The 24,380-nt window shown below is 65.4% G+C and carries 24 protein-coding genes and 1 tRNA gene; 8 read left to right on the top strand and 17 right to left on the bottom strand.

Translation table 11 applies throughout. The features are described from left to right. Positions 1–27 precede the first annotated feature (27 nt). Positions 28–1,020, bottom strand: coding sequence for a class II fructose-bisphosphatase (glpX, locus tag M3P36_RS02090; protein WP_249699736.1), 993 nt, complete (start codon positions 1,018–1,020; stop codon positions 28–30). A gap of 91 nt (positions 1,021–1,111) precedes the next feature. Between glpX and M3P36_RS02095 the strand changes: the two genes are divergently transcribed. Continuing rightward, on the top strand, positions 1,112–1,537 hold the full coding sequence (locus M3P36_RS02095; protein WP_249699739.1) for a hypothetical protein: 426 nt from the start codon (positions 1,112–1,114) through the stop codon (positions 1,535–1,537). Here the strand turns inward: M3P36_RS02095 and M3P36_RS02100 are convergent. Together M3P36_RS02100 and M3P36_RS02105 are read right to left on the bottom strand one after the other, a co-directional pair. Further along, a complete protein-coding gene (locus M3P36_RS02100; protein WP_249699741.1) occupies positions 1,534–2,832 on the bottom strand; it encodes a homoserine dehydrogenase in 1,299 nt (432 codons plus the stop codon). The genes M3P36_RS02095 and M3P36_RS02100 overlap by 4 nt on opposite strands. A gap of 345 nt (positions 2,833–3,177) precedes the next feature. Next, entirely contained in the window at positions 3,178–4,068 is an 891-nt protein-coding gene (locus M3P36_RS02105; protein ID WP_249699743.1) for a hypothetical protein, read from the bottom strand. Positions 4,069–4,461: 393 nt separating this feature from the next. On the opposite strand from M3P36_RS02105, the gene M3P36_RS02110 reads away from it, so the two are divergent. The 5 genes from M3P36_RS02110 (at position 4,462) to M3P36_RS02130 (ending at position 7,722) form a co-directional block, all read left to right on the top strand. Then, positions 4,462–5,109, top strand: a complete 648-nt coding sequence (locus M3P36_RS02110) for an energy transducer TonB (RefSeq protein ID WP_249699746.1) — start codon at positions 4,462–4,464, stop codon at positions 5,107–5,109. 42 nt (positions 5,110–5,151) lie between these two features. Next, positions 5,152–5,919: a MotA/TolQ/ExbB proton channel family protein gene (locus M3P36_RS02115; RefSeq protein ID WP_249699749.1), complete on the top strand. Its 768-nt coding sequence runs from the start codon at positions 5,152–5,154 to the stop codon at positions 5,917–5,919. An 83-nt stretch (positions 5,920–6,002) separates the two neighbouring features. Continuing rightward, entirely contained in the window at positions 6,003–6,542 is a 540-nt protein-coding gene (locus tag M3P36_RS02120) for an ExbD/TolR family protein (RefSeq protein WP_249699752.1), read from the top strand. A 46-nt stretch (positions 6,543–6,588) separates the two neighbouring features. Then, positions 6,589–7,020: an ExbD/TolR family protein gene (locus M3P36_RS02125; RefSeq protein ID WP_249699763.1), complete on the top strand. Its 432-nt coding sequence runs from the start codon at positions 6,589–6,591 to the stop codon at positions 7,018–7,020. Between the two features lie 192 nt (positions 7,021–7,212). Beyond that, the gene (locus tag M3P36_RS02130; RefSeq protein ID WP_249699772.1) at positions 7,213–7,722 is read left to right on the top strand and encodes an ExbD/TolR family protein; all 510 of its coding nucleotides are present in this window, start codon (positions 7,213–7,215) and stop codon (positions 7,720–7,722) included. Between the two features lie 5 nt (positions 7,723–7,727). Here the strand turns inward: M3P36_RS02130 and M3P36_RS02135 are convergent, their stop codons facing one another. The 9 genes from M3P36_RS02135 to M3P36_RS02175 form a co-directional block, all read right to left on the bottom strand. Continuing rightward, a complete protein-coding gene (locus M3P36_RS02135) occupies positions 7,728–10,166 on the bottom strand; it encodes a ligase-associated DNA damage response DEXH box helicase (RefSeq protein WP_249699781.1) in 2,439 nt (812 codons plus the stop codon). Between the two features lie 44 nt (positions 10,167–10,210). Continuing rightward, positions 10,211–11,878 carry a hypothetical protein gene (locus tag M3P36_RS02140; protein WP_249699784.1) on the bottom strand — a complete coding sequence of 556 codons (1,668 nt, stop codon included), beginning with the start codon at positions 11,876–11,878 and terminating at the stop codon, positions 10,211–10,213. After that, on the bottom strand, positions 11,875–13,581 hold the full coding sequence (locus M3P36_RS02145) for an Hsp70 family protein (RefSeq protein WP_249699793.1): 1,707 nt from the start codon (positions 13,579–13,581) through the stop codon (positions 11,875–11,877). Before M3P36_RS02145 ends, M3P36_RS02140 begins: the two co-directional genes overlap by 4 nt. Before the next feature lie 84 nt (positions 13,582–13,665). Beyond that, entirely contained in the window at positions 13,666–15,021 is a 1,356-nt protein-coding gene (locus tag M3P36_RS02150) for an MFS transporter (protein WP_249699804.1), read from the bottom strand. A 51-nt stretch (positions 15,022–15,072) separates the two neighbouring features. Continuing rightward, positions 15,073–15,927 carry an arylamine N-acetyltransferase family protein gene (locus tag M3P36_RS02155; protein ID WP_249699806.1) on the bottom strand — a complete coding sequence of 285 codons (855 nt, stop codon included), beginning with the start codon at positions 15,925–15,927 and terminating at the stop codon, positions 15,073–15,075. 19 nt (positions 15,928–15,946) lie between these two features. Then, the gene (locus M3P36_RS02160; RefSeq protein ID WP_249699808.1) at positions 15,947–16,765 is read right to left on the bottom strand and encodes a DUF2059 domain-containing protein; all 819 of its coding nucleotides are present in this window, start codon (positions 16,763–16,765) and stop codon (positions 15,947–15,949) included. Between the two features lie 22 nt (positions 16,766–16,787). Beyond that, on the bottom strand, positions 16,788–18,203 hold the full coding sequence (gene pgmG, locus M3P36_RS02165; RefSeq protein WP_249699810.1) for a phosphoglucomutase/phosphomannomutase PgmG: 1,416 nt from the start codon (positions 18,201–18,203) through the stop codon (positions 16,788–16,790). 29 nt (positions 18,204–18,232) lie between these two features. After that, positions 18,233–18,520 carry a J domain-containing protein gene (locus M3P36_RS02170; protein WP_249699812.1) on the bottom strand — a complete coding sequence of 96 codons (288 nt, stop codon included), beginning with the start codon at positions 18,518–18,520 and terminating at the stop codon, positions 18,233–18,235. Positions 18,521–18,523: 3 nt separating this feature from the next. Further along, positions 18,524–19,381 (bottom strand): division plane positioning ATPase MipZ, encoded by an 858-nt coding sequence (locus M3P36_RS02175; RefSeq protein ID WP_249699814.1) that lies wholly within the window; start codon positions 19,379–19,381, stop codon positions 18,524–18,526. Positions 19,382–19,457: 76 nt separating this feature from the next. Here M3P36_RS02175 and panC point away from each other — a divergent pair, with 76 nt between their 5' ends. Together panC and M3P36_RS02185 are read left to right on the top strand one after the other, a co-directional pair. Next, the gene (gene panC, locus M3P36_RS02180) at positions 19,458–20,330 is read left to right on the top strand and encodes a pantoate--beta-alanine ligase (RefSeq protein ID WP_249699822.1); all 873 of its coding nucleotides are present in this window, start codon (positions 19,458–19,460) and stop codon (positions 20,328–20,330) included. Then, a complete protein-coding gene (locus M3P36_RS02185; RefSeq protein WP_249699825.1) occupies positions 20,327–20,704 on the top strand; it encodes a nuclear transport factor 2 family protein in 378 nt (125 codons plus the stop codon). The genes panC and M3P36_RS02185 overlap by 4 nt, the downstream gene beginning before the upstream one ends. Before the next feature lie 11 nt (positions 20,705–20,715). Here M3P36_RS02185 and M3P36_RS02190 read toward each other — a convergent pair. From M3P36_RS02190 to petA, 5 genes are all read right to left on the bottom strand, one after another. After that, a tRNA-Gly gene (locus M3P36_RS02190) sits at positions 20,716–20,789 on the bottom strand. Positions 20,790–20,835: 46 nt separating this feature from the next. Further along, complete coding sequence (locus M3P36_RS02195; protein WP_249699838.1) at positions 20,836–21,369, bottom strand: adenine phosphoribosyltransferase; 534 nt, start codon at positions 21,367–21,369, stop codon at positions 20,836–20,838. Positions 21,370–21,392: 23 nt separating this feature from the next. After that, positions 21,393–22,247 (bottom strand): cytochrome c1, encoded by an 855-nt coding sequence (locus M3P36_RS02200; protein WP_249699848.1) that lies wholly within the window; start codon positions 22,245–22,247, stop codon positions 21,393–21,395. A gap of 27 nt (positions 22,248–22,274) precedes the next feature. After that, complete coding sequence (locus tag M3P36_RS02205; RefSeq protein WP_249699857.1) at positions 22,275–23,567, bottom strand: cytochrome b; 1,293 nt, start codon at positions 23,565–23,567, stop codon at positions 22,275–22,277. Positions 23,568–23,584: 17 nt separating this feature from the next. Continuing rightward, positions 23,585–24,178: a ubiquinol-cytochrome c reductase iron-sulfur subunit gene (gene petA, locus M3P36_RS02210; protein ID WP_249699865.1), complete on the bottom strand. Its 594-nt coding sequence runs from the start codon at positions 24,176–24,178 to the stop codon at positions 23,585–23,587. Positions 24,179–24,380: the final 202 nt, after the last annotated feature.

The raw sequence follows: 24,380 nt of genomic DNA on the forward strand, positions 1-24,380 counted from the left end.
GGGCAGGTTGGGGAAATGGACTTTGCCTTACGGCCGATGCTCGGCCCTGATCCAGCGGACAGTGCCGGTCGAGGCGCGCATCACGACCGAATGGGTGGTGAGCAGCGCCGTGCCATCCTTGCGCCTGCTGTGCCGCACGCCATCTAGCAGCGAACCGTCGGTCACGCCGGTGGCGGCGAAAATGCAGTCGCCGCGCGCCAGGTCTTCCAGCCGGTAGATCCGGTCGAGATCGGTGATGCCGCATTCGTGGGCGCGGCGGCGCTCCTCGTCGTTGCGGAACATCAGGCGGCCCTCGAACTGCCCGCCCACGCAGCGCAGCGCTGCCGCCGCCAGCACGCCTTCGGGCGCACCGCCGGAGCCCATATAGAGGTCGATCGTGCAATCGGGGTCGGCAGTCGCCATCACCCCCGCGATGTCCCCGTCGCCGAGCAACTGGATGCCGCAGCCGATGGCACGCAGCTTGCTGATAAGGTCGGCATGGCGCGGCCGGTCGAGCACGCAGACCATCAGTTCGGCAGGAGCGACGCCTTTCGCATCGGCCACGGCGGCGATATTCTCCTCCGCCGACTTGGCCAGGCTGACCACGCCATCGGGCAGGCCGGGGCCCACGGCGATCTTTTCCATGTAGATGTCGGGCGCATTGAGCAGGCAGCCCTTGCCGGCGATCGCCAGCACGGCCAGCGCATTGGTCCCGGCCTTGGCGGTGATCGTGGTGCCTTCCAGCGGATCGACAGCGATGTCGATGGCCGGGCCGGTGCCGGGTGCCGCGCCCAGCTTCTCGCCGATGTAGAGCATCGGCGCCCGGTCGCGCTCACCCTCGCCGATCACCACCGTGCCATCGACCGGCATCAGGTCGAAAGCGGCGCGCATGGCCTTTACCGCAGCATCGTCGGCGGCAGTCTCGTCGCCCCGGCCGACCAACCGCGCGGCTGCCATGGCGGCGGCCTCGGTCACGCGGACCAGCTCCATCACCAGCACCCGGTCGAGTGTTGCTGTGGCCTCAATCGCAGAGCTATTCATCGGCAATTCACTCGCTTGGCGGAAGGTGGCGCAGGCTTAGGGCGGGGTGGTGATGATGTCGAGATTATTGGCCGCGCCCCTTTTCTTCGCAATGGGTTCTGCCCCCCTGCTCGCCCAGGAGCCCGCGCCTGCGATCACCGCCGAGGAAGCGATCGCAATCGCCGAGGACCGCTGGTCGATCCTCGTCCCCGAGGTCAATCCCTGCGCCGTGGCGCGGGACAACGCCGATCCCGATGTCATCGTCGTCTGCCGCGAGTGGGAGGACGGCGAGCGTTATACCTTCGATGCCCCAACTCGGGCCGATTCACGCGTCACCGGCAGCGGTGCCCCGCGGCCGCCAGACTTCGACGAATCGTGCCTGCGCAACCGCGGGCGGGAAAACTGCATGATGTTCGGCAAGGTCCCGCCCCCTGCCATCATGGTCGATTTTGACTCCCTGCCCGAAACCCCGGCCGATTCCGAAGCCGCGCGGCTCTATGGCGGACCGACAGATGCCGACCAGCCGCCCGGGGACTAGCCCAGCAGCGGCATGACCAGCGGCGCTTCGGCCAGGCTGGGCGAACCTTCGAGCAATGCCAGTGCAGTGGTAATCGCCCGCTCCGGCCCTTCGTGGCTGACGATCGCCACCAGCACCGGATCCAGCGCCTGTTCGTCAGGGCTGCCGTGCTGGATCATGCTTTCGATCGACACCCCGGCATCGCGCATGGCGGCAGTGATCTCGGCCAGCACGCCCGGGCGGTCGGCCACGGTGAAGCGCAGGTAATGGCGGCCCAGCCGGTCGCCCGGATCGGCCTTTGCCGCGCTTTCCAGCCGCGCGACGGGCAGCGAGAAGGCCGGAACCGTGCTGCCGCGCGCGATGTCGATCAGGTCCGCCACCACGGCGCTGGCCGTCGGGCCATCGCCCGCGCCGCGCCCCTGGAACAACAGGCGGCCGACGAAATTGCCTTCGGCCACCACGGCATTGGTCGGGCCATCGACAGCGGCCAGCGGATGGTTCTTGGCCACCAGCACCGGCTGGACCCGCTGGAACAGGCCGCCCGCATGGGGTTCTGCCACCCCGACCAGCCGGATTACGTGGCCCAGCGCATCGGCCTGGGCGATGTCGGCGGCGCGGATGCGGCTGATGCCCGATACGTCCACTGCGTCGAAATCAACTGAAGTGCCGAATGCCAGGGCGGCCAGGATCGCCAGCTTGTGCGCCGCGTCCACGCCTTCCACGTCGAAAGTGGGGTCGGCCTCGGCATAGCCCAGGTCCTGGGCTTCCTTCAGCACGCCGCCGAAATCCGCGCCTGTGCTTTCCATCTGCGTCAGGATATAATTGCAGGTGCCGTTGAGGATGCCATAGATCCGCGAAATTGCGTTGGCCGCCGCGCCTTCGCCAAGGCCTTTCAGGATCGGGATGCCGCCGGCCACCGCCGCCTCGAACCGCAGGGCCAGCGCGCGTTCCTCGGCCAGGGCCGCCAGTTCCATGCCGTGGTGCGCGATCATCGCCTTGTTGGCCGTGACCAGGTGCTTGCCGCCACCCAGCGCATGGCGGGCCAGGGCCAGCGCCGGGCCATCGGACCCGCCGACCAGTTCGACCACCACGTCCACGTCATCGCGGGTGGCGAGCGCGGTCATGTCATCTTCCCAGGCGAAGGGGGCGAGGTCGATCCCGCGATCCTTGCCCCGGTTGCGCGCAGAGACCGCCACCACTTCGATCGGCCGCCCGGCCCGCGCCGCAATCAATGCGCCGTTTGTTTCCAGCAGGCGGATCACGCCTGCACCAACGGTGCCGAGGCCGGCCAGAGCGATGCGGAGCGGTTGAGTCATGGAAATTCCCGGTCAAAAAGGTTGCAGCAGCAAGGCGCCGATAGTTGGCCAGATGTCGCTTGGCTAGGGGTCGGTGCCAGCAAACCTGCCCGCAAAGGTGACACAAGTGACACCCTGTCACCTTCGATTCGGGCTATATAGTCCTTTGTTCCCAAGGGCCTGTCTTCCAGTGGACAAAGTGACAGGTGCCCGGGAGAAATTGCCCGGACAGGCGCGCGCGACAGCAGGGGTGCAGCGAAAGGGGGCACTGGCACGATACTCATGCCACGGTGCTGGCAGATCATTGGCCCTGTAGGAAAGCGCCAGCGCCAGCCCTTCTGCCAGGAGGACTGCTTGCCCGCCCTGTCAGAGCGTACTGCGCGCGCAGGCCCCCAGTTCGCGCACGACCAGGGCATAGTCTTCCCGCGCCCGCGCACGCGATGCGGGATCGGTCTGGATGAAAGCGCTCTCGGGCAGTTCCGTCGGCAGGAAGCAGGCCAGCGCATACCATTGCAGCGTTTCGGGCGCGGGGGGACGGGCCGACTGGTCCACGATATCGGTCCACGACACGCCCCAGCCCGGCTGCATGCCGGGGCGGCGCAGCACGGTGAGCGAGACCGGCGCGCCATCGGGCGTTTCAAGGAACACCTGCGTTTCCGATTCGCCCGCCAGGTTGCCCGGCACGCTCATCACTTCGCGCACGCCGCTGATGAGCGGCGGCCGGTCGGGCTGGACAAGCTGGGTCAAGACCTGGCGCACTCGCTGTTCCAGCGCCGGATCATAGGGCTGGATCGCCTGGCGCCCGACAAGCTGGATCTCGCCGGGGCGATTCGGCACCCGCGCGGCAAACAGCAGGACAACTTCCTTCTTGATATCGGGTCGCCGCCCGCGCGCGTTTAGCGGCAGGTCCACCAGGAAGGCCTGCTCGCTGCCGACCGGGCCGGAACCTGCCAGCAGGGCCTGGGTGGTGGCCCGGACATAGAGCCGCGCCTTGCCCGGTTCGAGCCCCGGCGCACGGTCGGCCGGGACGTTGGTCTGGCGCCGCACTTCGGACCGCAGCACCATGTCGGACGCCAGGCCAAGCTCGACCAGATCGACGTAGGTTGGCGCGGTAGCCGGGATCGGGCCCTGCGGGATCGCGGTCGCCGCGCCACCGGCTGATTGCGCTTGCACCGGAATCGCCGCCAGGATGGCCAGACAGCAGGCCCCGACTGTTGCCAGTACGGACAACGGAATGATTGACCGGGGATTCGCCATCGGGGGGATTCGCACCATTTTTGCCATCGCTCCATCCTGCATATTCGGATTGCTCGTGTCATATATAGGGGCATCGGCCCGCCTTAAACACCCGTATTCGCGGTGAATCGCGCCTGAACCGGCAATCCAGCTGATAAAGCGATTGCCCGCTTGGAAAGCTCCCGTTAAGACCCGCCCCATCGGACCGGATAAAAACAAATACGCATGAAGACGCATGGTTCGTGTCAGGGGATGATGGATTACGTTACCCTCAATTGCCGCTCCTGATCCGTCAGGGCGGAAAACTTCGCTGTGGCAGGCAGGCCTCCGGGCCTGCATAGTGCTGCGTAGGCCGGGATCGCCCGGTAGTTGAATATGGAGTGATGGGACTGGATGGCTTACGCTGACCAAGAAATGAGCGGTAGTCGAATTGTATCGATTATCATCGTTATCCTCATCCACGTTGCGCTGGGTTATGCGCTGGTAAGCGGCCTCGCCATGTCGGCGTTCGAAAAGGTCGTCGAGCGCGTGACCACCGTGGATATCGAAACACCTCAACCGGAACCTGAGGACGAGCCGCCGCCGCCGCCAGAACAGGAAGTGGCTCCGCCGCCTCCGGTGGCACCGCCGCCGCCGATCAGCATTGCGCCGGCTCCGCCGCCGATCCGCACGCAGCAGAACATTCCGCCGCCCGCACCGCCGGCCCGGATCGTTCCGCCGCCTGCGCCTCCGGCTCCTCCGGCTCCGCCGCCGCCGCCGTCCCAGGCGCGCCCTGTGGAACGCGATGGCATGAACCGCTGGCAGCAGCGCATCATGGATAGCTACCCGACACGCGCCGTGCGCCAGAACGTCGAAGGCAACGTGGGTGTGTCCGTCACCGTTGGCACCGATGGGCGCGTGTCTGCCTGTACGGTTACGTCAAGCAGCGGCTCCAGCATTCTCGACGATGCAGCGTGTGAAGGCATGCAACGCTATGCCCGCTACCGGGCAGCCCTCGACGATGCCGGCAACCCGACTACAGGACGCGATTCGTTGACCATCGTGTACCAGCTGGGCAACTGATTTTCCCGATATCCAGAACAGAATTAATAGAGGACTTTTCGCATGTTCATTGACATTCTCACCGTCGCCGCTGCCGAAGCGCCCCAGAACCAGTTCGGCTTCTGGGAAGCCATGGAACAGGGCGGCGCCACCGCCTGGTTCATCCTTGGCGTCCTGGTCATCCAGTCGGTTGGCTCGTTCTACATCCTGTTCACCAAGTGGTTCGAGCAGAACAAGATCATCAGCCAGTATCGTTCGGGCCACTCCAGCTTCTGGCGCGCCGGTTCGATCTCGGAAGGTGCCACCAAGTTCGAAAAGAACAGCGCCTGGCGCCAGCTGGCCGACGATGCCCTGGCCGCCGAGCACCAGCACAAGAGCATGACCGACAGCCTTGAAGCCCATGACTGGCTGCATGGCTCGCTGGCCCGCTCGGAAGCCTCGATCAACAACAAGCTGGCCGGTGGCCTGCCGTTCCTCGCCACCGTTGGTGCAACCGCACCGTTCGTCGGCCTGCTCGGCACCGTGGTCGGCATCTACCGCGCCATGATCGGTATCGCCGTCGAAGGTTCGGCCCAGATCGACAAGGTTGCAGGCCCCGTGGGTGAAGCGCTGATCATGACCGCCATCGGTCTGCTCGTCGCCGTGCCTGCCGTGTTTGCCTACAACTTCCTGCAGGTCCGCAACAAGAAGATCGCCGCGATGCTGACCGGCTTCTCGACCGAACTGCTGGCCAACATCGGCTCGAACGGTGTGGTGAAGCCTACCGTTGCTCCGGCCACCACCAAGACGGTGACCCCGGCTGCTCCGGCCAAGCCCGCTCCGAAGGCCTAAGCCGATCGCATAAGGGCGGCGCCCGGCACAGTGGTGCAGCGCCGCCCTATCGGCCCCTGAAGTACTGAGATAGGACGAAAAACATGGCCATTGCGTTGGGTGGAGAAGGCGCCGAAAAGCCCATGTCGGATATCAACACCACGCCCCTTGTGGACGTGATGCTGGTTATGCTGATCATCTTCATCATTGCCGTCCCGGTCGCCATCCAGACGGTGGAAGACCTTGAAATTCCGGTCCTGCAGTCGCTGGAAACGGAAAACAAGGTAGAGAACCTGCTGATCACCGTGACCTCCACCGATGAGGCCGGGCGCACACCTCAGATGGTGGACACCGATTTCTCCGGTGCATCGCGGAACGGCGAGTGCCGGGTGTTCATCAACAACATCACCCTGGTTTCCTCGGGCGAACTCTACGACCAGGCCTTTGCCAAGCTCGATGCCATCGTGCAGCGCGCTGGTGGAGCTGATGCGATCAGGGCCGATCCGAGCCTGATCCCGCAGGTCCACATTCGCGGTGACGTGAACGTTCCGTGGCGCTGCGTCGCTGGCACGATCTACAACGTGCAGGCCGCCGGCTATCCCACCGTGGGCTTCATTTCCAACGCGGTCTCGCCCACCAGCTAAGGGCACTCCGACCGGGTTCCTGGAAAAGATTTAGGAGTAACTTCTCATGGCAATGTCAGGCGGATCTGATGATGGCACCCCGATGATGGATATGAACATGACGCCGTTCATCGACGTCCTGCTCGTGCTCCTCATCGTGTTCATCATGTCCATCCCCGTGGCGACCCACGCCATCAATATCGACCTTCCGGCTCCGTCACCGCCGATCGACGTACCGCTGCCCGATCCGATCGTGAACAAGATCGTGATCACGCCAGTTGGCGAGATCCTGTGGAACGGCAATGCGGTCAACCTGGGCGAGCTGCGGTTCCAGCTGCAGCAGACGCTGGAATTCGCGGTCGAACCCGAACTGCAGTTCGAACCGGAAGCCAATGCCGAATACGAACAGACCGCCAACGTGCTCAACATCATCAAGAGCTCGGGCGTGACCAAGTTCGGCTTCGTGGGCAACGAACGGTACCGCGCCTTCGGCAAGTAAGCCGGATCAAGCTGGACACACAGATCGAGGGGCGGGAGAAATCCTGCCCCTTTTTCTATGGCCGCGAAGGCGCAGCACACGAACGACCCGGCCCTAATCCCCGCATCCGCCGATAGACTCTCCCCAGCCAGCCCTACCGCATCGGCGAACGATGCGTTAGACCATGCAGCAGGCCATGGGCCGGAGGGAAGGATGAGGCGCTCGCACAGCAAGTTCCGCCCCGCTCCATACGACCACGGAGCGCGGATTGCGCGGATCGACCTGACGCCGCTCGCCGCAGTCGGCTGCATTCTGAGCGCCTTGCTGATGCTGGCCCTGCCGAATCCAACCCATGCCCTGCTGTTCGATTTGCCTAGTGTGGGTCCACCGTCTGAGGAGTTTAACGTTCCGGAGCACCAACTTCGACAGCATCGCGACGGGACCTTGTATTTGAACGGCGAGCCTGTGTTGCTGGGTGATTTGCAGCCGCTGCTAACCGCGCTCGGTCAGACGCCATACGAGCCAACCCTCTGGGTCGAAATGAGCGGTGACACGCCCTACGGCGCAGCGCTTCCGGTGATGGCGGCTATATCCACCAGCGGAATCCAGCAGGTCTGGCTGTGTTTTCCAACCGATGTGCGTCCGGACCGTTATGCGCGCCGCTGGCCTTATCGCGACGCGGGCGAAGTTGAAGCTGGGTGTATTCCCTTGTCCGCAACCTGATCCCCTCAAACCCGCATCGCCGCCCCCGCCAGGCTCTCAGCCTCGAGCAGCAGCTCGTCATCGGCCGAGCCTTGCGGCAGGGCCTCGCGGCCGATCATCACCAGCACCGGCACGGCGAGCGGGCTGACCCGTTCGAGTTCGACATGCACAATGCATTCGGCCGAAGTTGCCAGCAGTTCGGCCAGCCGGGCGATGTCGGTCATCTTGCTGCGCGCATCGGCCCAGGCCGCCTCGATCAGCACGTGGCCCGGCTCGTACTTGCGCAGCACGTCGTAGATCAGGTCAGTGCTGAAAGTGACCTGCCGACCGCTCTTCCTCTGCCCCGGCTGCTGCCGCTCCACCAGTCCGCCGATCACCGCCACTTCGCGGAACGCACGGCGCAGAAGGGCCGAATCCTGCACCCAGTCCACGAACTCATCCGCCAGAATCGTTGGCGAAAGCAGCGGCGCCGGGTCCTCCACCGGCTTCAGGCCCCAGACTGCCAGGCTGTAGTCATTGGCGACAAAGCCGCCCGGCATCAGACCCAGGTCCTCCATCCGCTTGGTGATGAGCATGCCCAGGCTCTGGTTCGCGTTCCACCCGGTGAAGGTGTAGAACACCGTGTAGTGCCGCCCGCCGTGGGGAAAGCTCTCCACCAGCAGGTTGCCCGGCCCCGGCAGTTGCGAACGCCAGTCCTGCACTTCCAGCCATTCGCGCACATCATCGGGAAAGCGCCCCCAGCCCGCCCGATCGACCAGCATGGCGCGCACCCGTTCCGCCAGATGCGTGGTCAGCGGCAGCCGCAACCCGCCATAGCTGGGGATCATCGCCGCCTTGGTGCTGGCCCGCACCACCAGTTCCATGTCCTTCAGCTGTTCGACCGCAAGAGTAAGGCCGGAAAACTGGAACGTGTCTCCGGGCCGCAACGATGCGGCAAACCGCTCCTCCACCTTGCCCAGTGACCGGCCGTTGCGGAACCGCACCGTCAACATCTCCGAATCGACGATGATCCCCGCATTGAGCCGGTGCCTCGCCGCCATTTCCGGATGGGTCAGCCGCCAGCACCCGTCCTTGTCGCGCGTGATCCGCCGGAAGCGGTCATAGGCTTTCAGCGCATAGCCGCCCGTCGCCACGAATTCGAGCACGCGAGTCCACACCGCCTGATCCAGCCAGGCATAGGCGAGGCTGGACCGCACTTCGGCCAGCAGCGCGGCCTCGTCGAACGGGGCGGAACAGGCGCAGGCCATCACGTGCTGCGCCAGCACGTCGAGCGCGCCGGGGCGGAAGTCCTCGCCATCGCGCTGGCCCTGGTCCACTGCGTCCTTGGCCGCCATGGCCTCCAGGAATTCGAACCGGTTGCCCGGCACCAGCAGGGCGCGGCTGGGGCTGTCGAGCCGGTGGTTGGCCCGGCCGATACGCTGGAGCAGGCGGCTCGATCCCTTGGGCGCGCCCATCTGCACCACCAGGTCGATATCGCCCCAGTCCACGCCGAGGTCGAGGCTGGCGGTGCAGACCAGCGCCCGCAACTCGCCGCGCGCCATGGCCCCTTCCACCTTGCGCCGCCCTTCCACTGACAGCGATCCGTGGTGGATGCCAATGGGCAGGTTATCCTCGTTCGCATCCCACAGGTGCTGGAAGATATATTCGGCCAGGAACCGGGTGTTGGTGAAGATCAGCGTCGTGCGGTTCTCGCGGATATGGCGGTAGAGCTGCGGAATGGCCCAGGTCGCGGCATGGCCGCCCCACGGCACGCGGGCATCCTCAGGTAAGAGGATTTCCACTTCGGCCGGCGCGCCGGGCTCACCTTCAACCAGCGCCACTGAATCGATGTCTCCCCATGGCGCCAGCCATTCGCGGAAGGCCTCGGGATCGGCCAGCGTGGCGGACAGCCCGACCCGCTGCATATCGGGGGCAAGTGCCTGCAACCGGCTCAAGGACAAGGCCAGGAGGTCGCCGCGCTTCTGGGTGGCGAAGGCGTGGATCTCGTCCACCACCACGCGCTTCAGCCCGGCAAACATTGCCATGGAGTCGGGATAGCTGAGCAGCAGTGACAGGCTTTCGGGCGTGGTGAGCAACACATTGGGCGGGCGCATGCGCTGGCGCTTCTTGCGGTCGGACGGCGTATCGCCGCTGCGCGTCTCGATCCTGATATCGAGGCCCATCTCGGCCACCGGGGTGATCAGGTTGCGCTGCACGTCATGCGCCAGCGCCTTCAAGGGCGAGACATAGAGCGTGTGCAGGCCTTCGGGCGGAGGAGCGCCTTGCAGCACCGAAGGGCAGAAGGCCGCCAGCGTGGGCAGGAACCCGGCCAGCGTCTTGCCCGCCCCGGTATCGGCCACCAGCAACGCGTGCTGCCCTGCCAGCGAGGCGTGGAGCATTTCGGCCTGATGCCGCCGCACCCGCCAGCCGCGGCCTGCGAACCACTGGGCAATCTCGGGCGGGACGGGAGGAGCGGCAGCAGCCATGGCAAGGAGATAGGCCTCGCCCCCTTCCTTCACAATGTGGCGCGTCAGAGGATACGCAGCAGATCGGCCGAGACTGTCCCCGGGCGCGCCAGGACCACGTCGAGCATGGCGAGCTTGACCTGGCAGCGGCGCTGGTGGCCATTATCCTGCAATGCCGCATAGACCGTCTCATCGGCCAGGCCCGACCGGTCGATGATGGCGCCAACCACGTCGCCCGGAATGTCCGCCCGCAGTTCCCCGAATCTGGGATGGCTGGCCATCAGCCCTGCCTCCCGAAGCCGGCGGAACATGGCCCGCTCGCGCTCCTGCGGCTCCACGCCCAGAATCACGTCGCCCAGCCCGGCCAGCCCCGCTTTGCGCATCGGGCAGTCTTCCCCGATACGTCCTTCGCGCTGCAGGGCCTGCAGCCACAACCGCTGGACCTCGTTGATTTCCACCAGTTCGCCGAACTCGGCAAGGCGCCGGGCATCGAGCGCAAAGACTCGGGCCACTTGCAGGGCGCGCACCAGGGCTTGTTCGTGGTTCTCGCCTGAGCGACGGGAGGAAAGATAGGCCGTGGTCACACCCGCGCGGAAGGCGGAATAGTCTTCGCCCGCCTCGACCGCGCCGTCCTTGCCCATGATCTGCTCCAGCGCGAGCCGCAGGCCCAACTCCTCCTCGCGTTCGGACATCGGGGTCTCAGCCTGGTTCTCGGCTGCGCTTTCGACCTGCGTTCGCGCATTCCGCTCGTTATTGTCCCCGCGGCTCAGCGCGCCGAACACCACGGCAACCATCCATAGTATGCCGACGATCCGGATGATCCATCCGATGATCCCCGGCCCGCTGTCGGTCAGCCTGCGGTCCCACCAGCCCACGCGCTCGGGATTGAGGTAGCTTTCAACCTCGGGATAGCGCTCGCGCACACCGTTGAGCAGGATGCGCACATCGTCCTTTTTCGCACGGAAGCGATCGAGGGGATTGGGCTTTCCCGGTCGCGCCAGTTCGGTCCAGACCTTGTGCAGCACATGGCCGGGCTGCCCCACGTTTTCGACAAAGCGCATCCCCCTGATGCGCAGGTTGAGGAAGCGCAGCGCCGGGCGTTCGTCGATCGTGCCCGCTTCGCCCAGCCAGTGGAATTCCTCGTTGGCCCGCTCGACCAGCGCGGCGGAACGCGGCCAGCCTTGCGCCATCATCTCGGCCAGGTGATGATCGATCGCATTGTACACTTCCAGCCGGGCGGCATGGGCCTCTGCCACCAGCGAGTTGACCAGGGCAAGGGCCTGTTCGTAGTCGGGGAGGGTAAAGCCATCGTCGCTGTAGTTCCCGTCCGGGAAGACCAGCTGGGCAAGGGCGCGCAACTGGCGCTCTATGCGCTGGCTGTCGGTTTCCGGCGGCTCTTCGCTGCCCCAGGCGCGGGTGCGTGCGCCCGGAACAGGGGGTTCGGCGGGCGCTTGGTCTGACTCGAGGACGACCGCATCCCAGTCGTCCGGCGAACCATAGTCAGCGCCATCGTCGCGATAGTCCGGCTCTTCGGGTGCCTGCTCCTCCGCCGCCCTGGCCGCCGCCGAAGCAGCCAGCCGCAGGGCAATGTCGCGCGCCTGCCGCAGCTTGGCAAAGCCCGCCACATCATTATCGACATCGAGCGCTTTCAGCTTGTCGGCATAGGCGCGACGGATGGCCGCCTTGTCGTCGGTCGCCTTGATCCCAAGGGTGCGCCAGCACTGCGCGCTCATAGGGGCGGGTTCGCCTCGAGGTTGTCGAGCACTTCGAGCAGGCCCTTTCGCATATCGGTGATCTGGCGCGGGTCCTGCTTTTCCAGCGCGCCCTGGAACTCGGCAATCCAGCGCCCGACGAATTCGCGCGCATCGCCAAGGAAGCTTTCATAGACGCGTTCCGCCCGGGCCAGCGCGGCGGCATTCTCCGCCTCGTCACGCGGGTGGACCTTGAGCGCTTCCAGCGCCTTGCGGCTACGGGCGATTTCGGTAGCGCTGCGTCCGTCATCCTCGTCCACGATCACCATGTTGCGGTGATAGCCGGACTTCGGCACGTCGATATCCACTTCGAGCAGGCCGCTGGAATCATAGGTGAAGCGCACGTTCACCACTACTTCGCCCGCCGGCGCGCGCGGCACCGGGATCTTCATCTCGCCCAGCTTGACGTTCTGCGTCACGTCGCGCGCCTCGCCCTGGTAGATCCCCGATACGATCTCCTGCTGGTTGTCGGCGGCGGTGGAATAGGACTGCACCCGGCTGACCGGCACCGGCGTGTTGCGATCGATGATGGGCGAGAAAATGGTGCCCAGCACGCGGCCATGGCTGTCGCGGTTGTTGACCTCGATCCCCAGGGTGAAGGGCGCGACATCGGTGATGCGGATTTCCTCCAGCCCCTCCCCGCCGCTCAGCAGCCCGGCCTGGACCGCCGCGCCCAGCGCCACGGCATGGTCCGGGTGGACAGTCGAATTGGGGAAGCGGCCGAACATGCGGGTCAGCGCCTTCTTCACCACCGGCATGCGGGTGGCGCCGCCGACCAGCACGATATCGGACAGCTCCTCCACGGCGATGGTGCAATCGCGCAAGGATCGCAGCACCGGATCGCGTAGCCGCTTGACCAGCGGGGCCACGGCGTCCTCGAACTCGTCCGTCGTGATCGTGCAGGCGGCGCGCTCGTCATCCGCGACCACGGCAAATTCGGCTTCTGCAGCAGCAGTCAGCGCGCGCCGGGTGCGTTCGGCGGCGAGGCCCAGCAGCGCCTCGCGCCGATCGCCCGGCAGGCGGTCGAGCATGGCGGCGGCCCCCAGCCGGGGCTCTGCCAGGCGCACCAGCGCAGCGTTGAAATCGTCGCCGCCCAGCCGGTTGTCACCCGCCGAGGCGCGCACTTCGACGATCCCTTCGAACTTCTCCACGATCGACACGTCGAACGTGCCGCCGCCAAGATCGAACACCAGGAACGGCTCTCGGTCAGCCTGGTCCTGCAGCCCGAAGGCGAGGGCGGCCGCGGTGGGCTCGTTAATCAGGCGGCGTACTTCGAGGCCCGCGATCTCGCCCGCGCGGCGCGTGGCACGGCGCTGGCGCTCGTTGAAATAGGCCGGGACCGTAATCACCGTGCCTTCGGGCCATTGCCCGGTGGCATGTTCCACATCGGCGGCCAGTTGCGCCAGCAGCATGGCCGACAGCTCCTCGGCCGAATACTTGCGCTTGCCGAGCGTAACGGTCGCCTGGGTCCCCATCATGCGCTTGAAGCTGGTGGCGGTCTGTTCGGGATGGGTTGCCAGCCGGTCGAGCGCAGCGGCACCGATCCAGCTCTGGCCCGACCGGTCGATCGAAACAGCCGACGGGGTGAGCAGTTCGCCCAGCCCATTGGGCACCAGCCGCGCCTCGCCATCCTGCCAGATCGCTACCGCGCTGTTGGTCGTGCCAAGATCAATGCCGACAATCATGCTGCCCCCCGTGAGGCGGTTGATTTGGCGCGGAAAAGAACCGGCGGCAACTGCTGTTTTTCACTGGCTGGATAGTGTGCCGGATCAGTTCTCTATCGGGGCCGGACCTTCACCCTGGGGCAGTTTGCGGGCCACCTCATGCTCGGCCGCATTCTCGCCCGGGAAGCGCGCGAACAGGGCCACGGCGGCAGCGATTGCCCACAGCGCGGCAACCGACCAGTAGAACAGTTGCGGACTGCCCTGCCCGGCGGTCAACCCCGCCAGGCTCGCCCCGATGGGCCGGCCGAAATTGCCCACGGCCATGTAGATGGTGAACTGGGTGGCGGCGATGGCGGGCGTACACATGCGCATGGCCATGGGGATCATCGCCACGAAATAGATGATGCCGACAAACTCCATGCCGATGGAATAGCCGACCAGCACCCGCGAATCGCTCCACCACGGCTGGGCCAGGGCCATGGCCACGGTGAGGGCAATGCCCAGCACAAGTGCCGCCGCCAGCGATCGCTGGGCGCCCGCCCGATCCACCAGCGCGCCGCCGACGAACATACCGAAAATCCCCGCGACAAACCCCAGGGTGGAGATGAAATTGGTATACTCGGTAGCCTCCCAGCCGCCGGTTTGCTGGAACATCACCGGATGGAACGCCTCGAACCCGCCCGCCGGGATCGACCGGGTGATCAGCGGCAGGACCAGCAGCAGGCTGATCGGCACGAACGCGGCCCTGAAAGTTGTTTTCAGCAGCGGCAGCCAGGCACCGACATGGATATCGAGGTTGCGCGGATGGCTGCCCCCCCTGGTCCATGGCAGGCGGCGCTCCCCCTCCCGCTCGCGGATCGCGATGCCGAACAGCATGACCAGGCCCGGCACCAGCGTACCGACGAGGAGGGCCACGGTAATGCCATAGCTGGTGAGCAGGTAGCCGCCCGCTGCCGTCGTGGCTGAAATGCCCACGATCTGCGCCCCGCCCATGATCCCGCCAGCCTTGGCGCGCTCGTCCTCGGGCATTATATCCACGGCCAGGCTGTCGATGCCCACGTCCTGGAAGGTGACGGCGGCGTTGGCGCAAAAGCCGATGGTGGCAAGCAGCATCACGTTGCTGTGGGCAGGTGCCAGCACGGCTCCCACCACCAGGGCCACCACGATCAGCGATTGCGCGCCGATGATCCACACCCGCCTGCGGCCCATCGGCAGGAAGGTGTAGCGGTCGATGAAGAAGCCGTTCACGAACTTCAACGACCACGGCATCGCAGCGATCGACACCACTGTGGCGATATCCGCCGTGCCTGCTCCGTTGGCGGCCATCCAGGTGGGCACGGCATAGAAGAACAGGCCGATGGGGAAGCCTTGCGTGAAATAGAACAGCACCAGCGTGACGAGGCGCAGCGCCTTGCTCTGCGTCAGGATGAGCGCGGAACGTCGCGCCGGAATGCTGGCCATGTTGCTGATCCCCCCGGAAAGCGGCGAGTGTGAACGAAATGGCGCGCTTGTCTATCGGGGAAAAAGGGCGAGCCCGGCGACTTCGTCCTCGGACAGGCGGATTCCGAACATCTCGGCCATGGCAATACGCCATTCCTCCCCGGTGCCGAGATCGCGCCGTTCGCCCACGCCTTTCCGCCCGATTGTGAGTGTAGTGCCGGTCAGGGCGACGAAACCGGCAGGTAGCACGCGGCTGACGATCGGCCCTGCCAGGAAGCGCGATGCGGGCCAGGTGGCGGTCCAGTGGTTGGCCTGTTCGAGGTCCATCTGTTCGACATGGGCGAGATCGAAGCTGTACTGCGCCTGCCAGTCGCCATGTTCCAATGCGCGGCCATCGGTTGTTTCGCGCTGCCCCGCGCGTTCGATCAGCCATTCGCCCTGCGGTTCGCCCAGATAGCGCAGCCGGTGGCGCGCGCCATCGGGCGTGGCCTCTTCAGCCCCGTCCTCCAGCGGCAGCGGGGGCACGAAACTGCCGCCAAAGCCCGCATCGGCCAGCCATAGCCGCCCCTCCAGTTCCGCCAGCAGCAGGACATGGGTGCGCGGGCCGGTAAAGCCTTCGGGCAGGGCGAGGCGCGGGCGGGCGAGAAGCGGGCGGGTGGCAATGCCGATGTCCGCCAGCATATCGGCATAGAGCCGATTCTGCTCGAAACAGTATCCCCCGCGCCCGCGCTCCACCAGCTTGGCGAAGACTGCCTGGCTGTCGATCAGGATAGGGCGGCAAAGCAGCACGTCGATATTCTCGAACGTGATCGCCTGCCGGTGCGCCCGTTGCAGCAGGGCCAGGCCATCGGGCGTGGGCGGAGGGGGAGCGTCGAGCCCGAGGCGGGCGCAATAGGCGGCAAGGCGGGTGGGAGAACTGTCCTTCATAGCATGGCCGGACCGGGGGTTAGAACCCCGATCTGAAACCTTCGTCACGGACCTCGTCGCCCCACTCGAGCGCGAACTGCAGGTCTTCGGCCGTCATGCCCAGCATCTGCGCCAGCCCCTTGCGCTCGGCGGGCGAAAGGTCGGCATAGGTCCGCACCGGCGGAAGATCGGCGGTCAGCGCGACCATCTCGGCTTCCATCGCCGCCATCGCCTCGAACATGGCGGGCATCTGTTGCATTATCGTGGCCGCCAGCCGCGGATCGGACGTCATGGTCAGCGACTTGCGGGCATAGGATGCGCCCGATGGCGTGGCGAAGAAGGCCGAGATATCGACCAGTTCTGCATCGGTGAAATGGATCGCATAGAGCTCGGCCATGGCGGTGCGCATGGCCGGTTCCATTGCGCCCATCATGCGCCCGGTCATGGCGGGGAGGGATTCAGCCTCGCGCTGCTTGCGGGTCCGCCATGCCGGATCGAGCAGGGTTGCGGCGGTCTCCGCCTGTTCGGGCGTAAGATCGAGTTCAACACCCGCCAGGTCGAGCCGTTCAGCCAAGACTGCGGCGGCATCGGGTTCGATCGTGGAGGCCAGCGGGGTGAGGAAGGTATCGAACATCGATCCCATCACGTCCTGCAGGCTGCCGGGCGGGATGATGGCGTTTACCAGCGCCTCGGCCGCAGGCAGGCGCGCCTGTTGCTCGGCGGTGAGCGGCTCGGCGGTGAACAGTTGCGCCATGCCGGCGAAGATATCGAGCTCCGCCCCGCCCTCGTCCTGCGCGGCGACCCCGCCAGGCGCGCAGACCAGCGCCAGCGGCGCGGCCCAATTCAGCAGTTTCCTCATGCCCCGTCCCCCATTTATGGCATCAGTGCCCGGCTTGCGGCCCGCGCTCCAGCCCCGAGGCCGCCAGTTGCTCGTCGATCTGTGCCATCAGCCGGTCGAGCCCGGCCTGGCTGTCGCTTTCCGCGCGGGCGACGAGCACGTCCTGCGTGTTGGAGGCGCGCAGCAGCCACCAACCGTCCTGCGATGTCACGCGCACGCCGTCGGTGGAATTCACCTCGTCCTCGCTGCCTTCCAGCCGTGCCTTGACCTCGTCGATCGCGGCGAACTTGCGGCTTTCATCCACCTGGAAGCGCATTTCGGGTGTGTTGAGCATCTGCGGCATGTCGCTGCGCAATTGCGTGACCGATTTGCCCAGCCGCGCCGCTGCCGCGATCAGCCGGATCCCGGCATAGAGCGCATCGTCATAGCCGTAATAGGTGTCGGCAAAAAACACGTGGCCGCTCATCTCGCCGGCCAGCGGCGAAGAAACTTCCTTCATTTTGGATTTAATCAGCGAGTGGCCGGTCTTCCACATGATCGGCTGGCCGCCGCAGGCCGCGACATGGTCGAACAGGGCGCGGCTGGCCTTCACATCGGCGATAATTGTGGCTCCGGGGCGGCGATTGAGCAGGTCTTCGGCATAGATCATCAGCAGCTGGTCGCCCCAGATCACGCGGCCCTGGCCGTCGATTGCGCCGATTCTGTCGCCATCACCGTCGAATGCCACTCCGAAGTCGAGGGACTTTGCGGAGACAAGGCTTCGCAAATCCTCAAGGTTTTCCTCGACAGTAGGATCAGGATGATGATTGGGAAATTCGCCATCGACTTCGGTAAAGAGCAGGTGATGTTCGCCTGGCAGCCGCGCGGCAAGCTTTTCGAGCGCCGGGCCCGCAGCGCCGTTGCCCGCATCCCAGCCAACCTTGAGTCCGGACAGGACTTCGGGATCGATCCCGTCGAGGCCGGTGAGCAGCCGGTCGATATACTCGTCGATGATATCTACGTCCTCGACCGTCCCGGTGCCCGCATCCCACTCGCCCGCCGCCGCCATCTCGCCCAGCTTCAGGATGTCCGCACCGAAGAACGGCCGGCCCTGGAATACCATCTTGAAGCCATTGTAATTGGCGGGATTATGGCTGCCGGTTATCTGAATGCCGCCATCCACCTCTTCGGCTGACGCTTCGGCATAGTACAGCATCGGGGTGGGGCCCATGCCCACGCGGCGCACATCGACGCCGCTGGCGTTCAACCCTTCGACCAGAGCATGGCTCAGCATCGGGGAGCTCACCCGCCCGTCCCAGCCGACCGCCACCAGTTTCCTGGCTTCCGGTCCCTTGGCCCGCGCGATCAGCGTGCCGAAGCCGCGCCCGATGGCCCGGGCATCGTCCACCCCGAGCGTTTCGCCGATGATACCGCGGATGTCGTATTCGCGCAGGACGGTGGAGTGGAACTGGTGGGTCATCGTGGCTCCTGGACTAGTGGCAGGCCCGGTCAGCTTCCCAGCCGGCCGGGCAATTCGTCGATCAACAGGTCGCGCGCGGCATTGGCCTCGTGCACCTGGTCATTGGTGCCGCCGCGATCCGGGTGGACCATGGCGACAAGTCGCTTGTGTGCGGCAAGGATTTCCTCCCGGCCTGCCTGGGCTTCCACGCCCAGCAACTGCCGCGCGCGGAACACCGCCTGCTGGCGCGTGGTCAGCTTCTTCTCCCACGGCCAACGACCGGTGATGAGCTTGTATCCCACGCATATTGCACCGGCGAGTACGACCAGTTTCATCATGGCTCAGGCGGCCTTCCCGGTCTCAAGCGCCAGTTGCGCCGTTGACTTGTTTGGGGGCTTGATGGGAGGCGCGTCCTTGGCAGGCATCGGCAGGGCAAGGCTCGCCACCAGCGTGCGCAGTTCCTGCCGGGCGACGAGGTGGCTGGTGCCCAGTTCACCCAGGTGGCCCTTGTCGAGCAGGGTCAGGCCCGAAGGAAACAGTTCGCGATAGACCACCCGTTCGGACAGGCCGTGGGACACGCGGAAGCCCACCCGGCGCGAAAGTTCGCCCAGCGCCTGGTCAAGCCGCCGCTGGTTGCGGGCATCGCTGTGGCCGGTGCGGTTCCTGACCACCACCCAGTCCATCTGCCGCCGTTGCTGTTCGATGGCCGTGCGGCTGCGCTTCAGCCGGGCTTCCCAGATCAGCTCGGCATAGAAGCTGAGGCGGCGCACCTTGAAACTTTCGGCATCGACCTGGCCGATCAGGTCGAAATCGACAAAACTGTCGTTCATCGGCGTGACCAGGGTATCGGCCTCGGTCGCCACGTGGCGGGCGAAGGGATCGTCGCGGCCCGGCGTATCGAAGATCAGGAAATCCATGCCCTGCCCCAGCCGGGCGACCTGTGCCTCCAGTTCCTCCACGGTCGAACCGTCGAACACCTCGCAGAGCGGGCCGGGCAGGTCGATCTTGCGGCGCGAGGCGGTTTCGGCGCGGTTCTCGCAATAGCGGTGCATGGTCGCCTGGCGCACGTCGAGGTCGATCGCCGCCACCTTTGCCCCCTGATAGGACAGCGCCACGGCCACGTGGACCGCCGTGGTCGATTTGCCCGTCCCGCCCTTCTCGTTGGCGAAGACAATGCGGTGGGGAGCGGAGAAGGTCACGATCGGGCAGGCTTTCTATGGAGCGTGGACATCGCTAGGGCTTTGCACCGCATCTTCCTATCGGAGCCGAGCCCAAGTGCAAACCGTCAACCGCATCGAAACCCTTCGCGAAGCTGTGGATGACCTGCGACGGCAGGGAACTGTGGCGCTGGTAACGACCATGGGCGCGCTGCATGACGGGCACATGGCACTGGTCCGGGCGGCGCGCAAACAGGCGGCCAGCGTGGTCGTGTCGATCTTCGTCAATCCCACCCAGTTCGGCCCGAAGGAGGATCTCGCCGCCTATCCGCGCCCTTTGGCCGAGGACCAGGCCAAGCTGGCGGCAGAAGGCGTGGCCCTGCTGTGGGCGCCCGATGTGGATGCCATGTATCCGCCAGGCCATGCCACCACGGTCTCGGTTGCAGGGGTGAGCGAGGGGCTGTGCGGCGCTGTGCGGCCGGGGCATTTCAATGGCGTGGCCACAGTCGTGCTCAAGCTGTTCAACCAGGTGCAGCCCGACCTTGCCCTGTTCGGCGAGAAGGACTGGCAGCAGCTGGCCGTGATCCGCCGAATGGCGCGCGACCTCGACCTCACCCGTCCCCATGCGTCGCGCATCATCGGCGTGCCGACCGTGCGCGAGGCCGACGGGCTGGCGATGAGCAGCCGCAACTCCTACCTCTCACCCGACCAGCGCCGGTCTGCCGCAGGGTTGAACGAAGCGATGCGCAAGGCGATTGCGCAGATCGAAGGCGGCGCAAACGTTGGCGCGGCGCTGGGCGGGCTGGAAGCGGACCTGCTGGCGGCTGGCTTTGGATCGGTGGACTATGCCAACCTCGTCAACGCCGATAGCCTGGCCGAATTGCACGAACGCCCGCGCCATCCGGCCCGTCTGGTGGTGGCCGCGCGGATCGGCACAACCCGCCTGATCGACAATATGCCGGTCGGCCCAGAGGAAAGGGACGAGCCATGACAGAAGACGATTTCCGCAGCTATGTCGCCGCCTTCAACGGCAATGACTTTGACGGCTTCGGCCGGTTCTACGCCGATGACGTGGTGTTCGAACTGGGCAGCAGCAAGCGCATCGTCGGGCGCGAGAACATCCTGGCGTTCTATCGCGAGGTGAAGGCGCATATCACCGAGGTTGTCACTCCGCTGGGCGTGCTGATCGGCCCGCGCCACGTGGCGATGTATTGCCACACCACTTTCGATACCTTCGCCGACTGGCCCGACTTCGAACTGTGGCCGACCATGGCAGGCGATCACCGCGAGGTGGAAACCATCGCCTGGTACGAACACGACGGAGCGCGCTTCACCCACATTCGGGGCGGGCGATTCAAGCCGTAGGTGGAGGGATATGGAGCGGGTAAGGGGAATCGAACCCCTCTAGCTAGCTTGGAAGGCTAGTGCATTACCACTATGCTATACCCGCTTCAGGTGCGCCGCTTGCCATCGGCAGGGGGTTCTCGTCAAGCGTATCAGTGTCCGGCGAATTCAATCAGCGATGTCGCCGCCACGCCCGCTTCGCGCAGCAGGTCCGCGCCGCCGAGGTCCGGCAGATCGATCACGAACAGCGCGTGGTCGCATAACGCACCTGCCTGGTGCAGCAATCCGGCGGCGGCCAGCGCCGTGCCGCCGGTGGCGATCAAGTCATCTACCAGCAGCACGCGCTGTCCCGGTGCAACCAGCGTGGGGTCGATCTCTATCCGCGCTTCGGCATATTCCAGCGCATAGTCCGCGCCGATGGTGGGGACGGGCAGCTTGCCTGCCTTGCGCACCGGAATGAACCCGAGGCCGAGGCGCGCCGCCAGGGCCGCGCCGAAAATGAAGCCGCGCGCCTCGATCCCGGCCACGGCAGCCGTGCACGAAGGAGCGAGCGCGGCGAGAAGTTCGATGGTGGAGGCAAGGCCTTGCGGGTGAGCGACCAGGGTGGTCACATCGCGGAACTGGATACCACGCGCCGGAAAGTCCGGAACGGTGCGGACCAGCGCCTTGAGCTCCTCTCGGGTCAAGGCGCCGGTATGTTCCGTCAATTTCAGTCTTCGCGCCGGGGCTTGACCGAGGCCCAGACGTTCTTCTTGGCGAGCCATGCCAGGATGGTCACGAAGAGCAGGAAGCCCATCACGATCCAGCCCATGCTCACGCGGTCCACCAGCGAAGGCTCGGCAGTCCAGGTCAGGAAGGCGGCCACGTCCTGCGACATCTGCCGCACGGTCGCTTCAGTGCCATCGGCATAGGTCACCTGGCCGGTGGTGGTCAGTGGCGGGGCCATCGCCAGGTTGAGGTTGGCGAAATAGGGGTTGTGATAGAGGCCCGGGCCGGGGACCGAATCGGGGAAGCGCTCGGCCAGTTCGGCGGAAGGCTCCTGATAGCCGGTCAGCAGCGAGTACAGATAGGCCGAGCCGTGGTGGCGCGCCTTGGCCATCAGCGACAGGTCCGGCGGAATGGCGTTGTTGTTTGCAGCTGCCGCCATCACTTCGTTGGCATAGGGATCGGGGAAGCGATCGGTCGGCAGGCCCGGACGGGTGCTCGCCTCACCGGTGTTGGGATCGATGCCCGGCACCAACCAGCTTGCCGCTTCGGCCTTAACCTCTTCCTCGGTATAACCGAGGTCGGCAAGATTGCGGAACGATACCTGGTTCAGCGAGTGGCAGGCCGCGCAGACTTCCTTGTAGACCTGATAGCCGCGCTGCAGCTGCGCCACGTCCCACCGCGGGGCGAGGCCATCGAAGCTGAAGCCGCCGCGCGGATTGTGCGCAGGCTCGTGGAAGGCATATTCGGCCGTTTCGGCAGCGGGCTCGGTAGCCTGGTTATAGGCGCCCACGACGAAGGCCAGCAGCGACACGAAGGCGAAGCCCAGACCAACAAGAATTCCAACAAGGCGGATCATCGTATCTTTCCTTTTAACCCGCGCGCTTCAGACCGCCGGCGAGGCGTTTTCGCCCTGCACGGCCTTCTTGTCCGACTTCAGCACCGCCTCGGTGATCGAGAACGGCAGCGGCTCGGGCCGTTCGATCGAGGAGATGATCGGCAGGATCACCAGGAAGTGCAGGAAGTAGTAGGCGGTGAAGAGCTGGCTGAGCATCACATAGGGCTCGGCCGCCGGAGCGCCGCCCAGGTAGAACAGGGCCGCCATGGTGGGGATAAGGCCGAACCAGAAGAACTTGCGGAACAGCGGGCGGTAATGGCCCGAACGCACCGGCGACTTGTCCAGCCACGGCAGGAAGAACCACACCAGGATCGAGGCGAACATGGCCAGTACGCCCCACAGCTGGGCAGGCAGGATGAAATCGACCGTGAAGGCGCGCAGGATCGCGTAGAACGGATAGAAGTACCATTCGGGCACGATGTGCGCGGGCGTGCTCAGCGGGTTGGCCGGGATGTAGTTGTCCGGGTGGCCCAGCGCGTTCGGCATGAAGAACACGAAGGCGCAATAGATCAGCAGGAACACGCCCAGGCCGAAGCCGTCCTTGGCGGTGTAATAGGGGTGGAACGGCAGCGTGTCGCTCTCGCTCTTCACTTCAACGCCGGTCGGGTTGGACGAACCGGGGATGTGCAGTGCCCAGATGTGCAGGATCACGCATCCCGCAATCACGAAGGGCAGCAGGAAGTGCAGCGAGAAGAAACGGTTGAGCGCGGCGTTGTCGGGGGCATAGCCGCCCAGCAGCCACACCTGCAGGCTCTCGCCGATCAGCGGGATCGCACCGAACAGGCCGGTGATGACCTTGGCGCCCCAGAAGCTCATCTGGCCCCACGGCAGCACATAGCCCATGAAGGCGGTTGCCATCATCAAGAGGAAGATGACCACGCCGATCAGCCAGATCATCTCGCGCGGGGCCTTGTAGCTCGAATAGAACAGGCCGCGGAAGATGTGCAGGTAGATCACCACGAAAAAGGCGCTGGCGCCGTTGGCGTGCGCATAGCGCATGGCCCAGCCCCAGTTGACGTTGCGCATGATGTGTTCGACCGAATCGAAGGCAACAGCCGAGTTGGCGGCATAGTGCATCGCCAGGACCACGCCGGTAACGATCTGCAGCACCAGGCAAAAACCGGCGAGCACGCCGAAGTTCCACATGTACGACAGGTTGCGCGGCACGGGATAACCCGCGCCCACCGCGTTATAGACGAACCGCGGCAGGGGAAGTTTCTCGTCGAGATACTTCATCAGCGGGTTGGTGGGTTCGTACTGCTTGGCCCAGGGAAAACTCATGGCTTGTGTCTCTCGCCTCAGCCGATCACGAGGGTGGTGTCGGTGATGGTAAATTCGGGAACTTGGAGGTTGGTCGGCGCCGGACCCTTGCGAATACGCGCCGCCGTATCATAGTGCGAACCGTGGCACGGGCAGAAATAACCGCCGTACTCACCCTTCACTTCACCCTCCGCCGCACCCAGCGGCACGCAGCCGAGGTGGGTGCAGACACCCATCACGACCAGAATATTCTCGAAACCGACCTGGGTACGGTCGGCGAGCGATTCCGCATCGCGCAGGTCGTCCAGCGACACAGCGTCGGCCGCGGCCATTTCTTCCGGCGTCAGGTTGCGCACGAAGACCGGCTGCTTGCGGAACACAGCCTTGATCGCCTGGCCCGGTTCGAGAGCGGAAATGTCGAGTTCGGTCGTGCTTTCGGCCAGCACGTCGGCCGAGGGGGCCATCTGGCTGATCAGCGGGATCAGCGTGAAAATGCCCGCGACCCCGGCCGAAGCCACGGCGGCGATCTCGATGAAGTCGCGGCGGCGAACGCCGTCCTCATGCGCGACTTCCCCGTTCGCGCCTGTTGGGGCCACGTGGTCTGAAGTGGCGGTATCAGTGGTGGTTGCCATTACCTTGCCTTGACTGCCGGATTGCGCGCGGGTGGCCCGCCATCATCCGATTAGAAACCCGTCCTGCCGCACACCGAAAGCTGCCCCTGTTCCGACGGTTTGGGCGGCGGCTTGGCGCGGCTGATAGACGAGCAAATCGCCCCTGCCAACCCGCCTTTTGTCACCTATGTCAGGTCCACCGGCATGACCAGCGGCCGGGAAG

The organism is Altererythrobacter sp. KTW20L, from assembly GCF_023501975.1.
GTDB lineage: Bacteria > Pseudomonadota > Alphaproteobacteria > Sphingomonadales > Sphingomonadaceae > Alteraurantiacibacter.

Excerpts from the sequence above, each read along its gene's own strand:
- pgmG (WP_249699810.1), bottom strand. The coding sequence starts at position 18,203 with ATGACCCACCAGTTCCACTCCACCGTCCTGCGCGAATACGACATCCGC.
- M3P36_RS02200 (WP_249699848.1), bottom strand. The coding sequence starts at position 22,247 with ATGATCCGCCTTGTTGGAATTCTTGTTGGTCTGGGCTTCGCCTTCGTG.
- M3P36_RS02170 (WP_249699812.1), bottom strand. The coding sequence starts at position 18,520 with ATGATGAAACTGGTCGTACTCGCCGGTGCAATATGCGTGGGATACAAG.
- glpX (WP_249699736.1), bottom strand. The coding sequence starts at position 1,020 with ATGAATAGCTCTGCGATTGAGGCCACAGCAACACTCGACCGGGTGCTG.
- M3P36_RS02155 (WP_249699806.1), bottom strand. The coding sequence starts at position 15,927 with ATGAAGGACAGTTCTCCCACCCGCCTTGCCGCCTATTGCGCCCGCCTC.
- M3P36_RS02110 (WP_249699746.1), top strand. The coding sequence starts at position 4,462 with ATGAGCGGTAGTCGAATTGTATCGATTATCATCGTTATCCTCATCCAC.
- M3P36_RS02205 (WP_249699857.1), bottom strand. The coding sequence starts at position 23,567 with ATGAGTTTTCCCTGGGCCAAGCAGTACGAACCCACCAACCCGCTGATG.
- M3P36_RS02125 (WP_249699763.1), top strand. The coding sequence starts at position 6,589 with ATGGCAATGTCAGGCGGATCTGATGATGGCACCCCGATGATGGATATG.
- M3P36_RS02160 (WP_249699808.1), bottom strand. The coding sequence starts at position 16,765 with ATGAGGAAACTGCTGAATTGGGCCGCGCCGCTGGCGCTGGTCTGCGCG.
- M3P36_RS02105 (WP_249699743.1), bottom strand. The coding sequence starts at position 4,068 with ATGGCGAATCCCCGGTCAATCATTCCGTTGTCCGTACTGGCAACAGTC.
- M3P36_RS02135 (WP_249699781.1), bottom strand. The coding sequence starts at position 10,166 with ATGGCTGCTGCCGCTCCTCCCGTCCCGCCCGAGATTGCCCAGTGGTTC.
- M3P36_RS02115 (WP_249699749.1), top strand. The coding sequence starts at position 5,152 with ATGTTCATTGACATTCTCACCGTCGCCGCTGCCGAAGCGCCCCAGAAC.
- M3P36_RS02120 (WP_249699752.1), top strand. The coding sequence starts at position 6,003 with ATGGCCATTGCGTTGGGTGGAGAAGGCGCCGAAAAGCCCATGTCGGAT.
- M3P36_RS02095 (WP_249699739.1), top strand. The coding sequence starts at position 1,112 with ATGGGTTCTGCCCCCCTGCTCGCCCAGGAGCCCGCGCCTGCGATCACC.
- M3P36_RS02185 (WP_249699825.1), top strand. The coding sequence starts at position 20,327 with ATGACAGAAGACGATTTCCGCAGCTATGTCGCCGCCTTCAACGGCAAT.
- M3P36_RS02130 (WP_249699772.1), top strand. The coding sequence starts at position 7,213 with ATGAGGCGCTCGCACAGCAAGTTCCGCCCCGCTCCATACGACCACGGA.
- petA (WP_249699865.1), bottom strand. The coding sequence starts at position 24,178 with ATGGCAACCACCACTGATACCGCCACTTCAGACCACGTGGCCCCAACA.
- M3P36_RS02100 (WP_249699741.1), bottom strand. The coding sequence starts at position 2,832 with ATGACTCAACCGCTCCGCATCGCTCTGGCCGGCCTCGGCACCGTTGGT.
- M3P36_RS02140 (WP_249699784.1), bottom strand. The coding sequence starts at position 11,878 with ATGAGCGCGCAGTGCTGGCGCACCCTTGGGATCAAGGCGACCGACGAC.
- M3P36_RS02145 (WP_249699793.1), bottom strand. The coding sequence starts at position 13,581 with ATGATTGTCGGCATTGATCTTGGCACGACCAACAGCGCGGTAGCGATC.
- M3P36_RS02150 (WP_249699804.1), bottom strand. The coding sequence starts at position 15,021 with ATGGCCAGCATTCCGGCGCGACGTTCCGCGCTCATCCTGACGCAGAGC.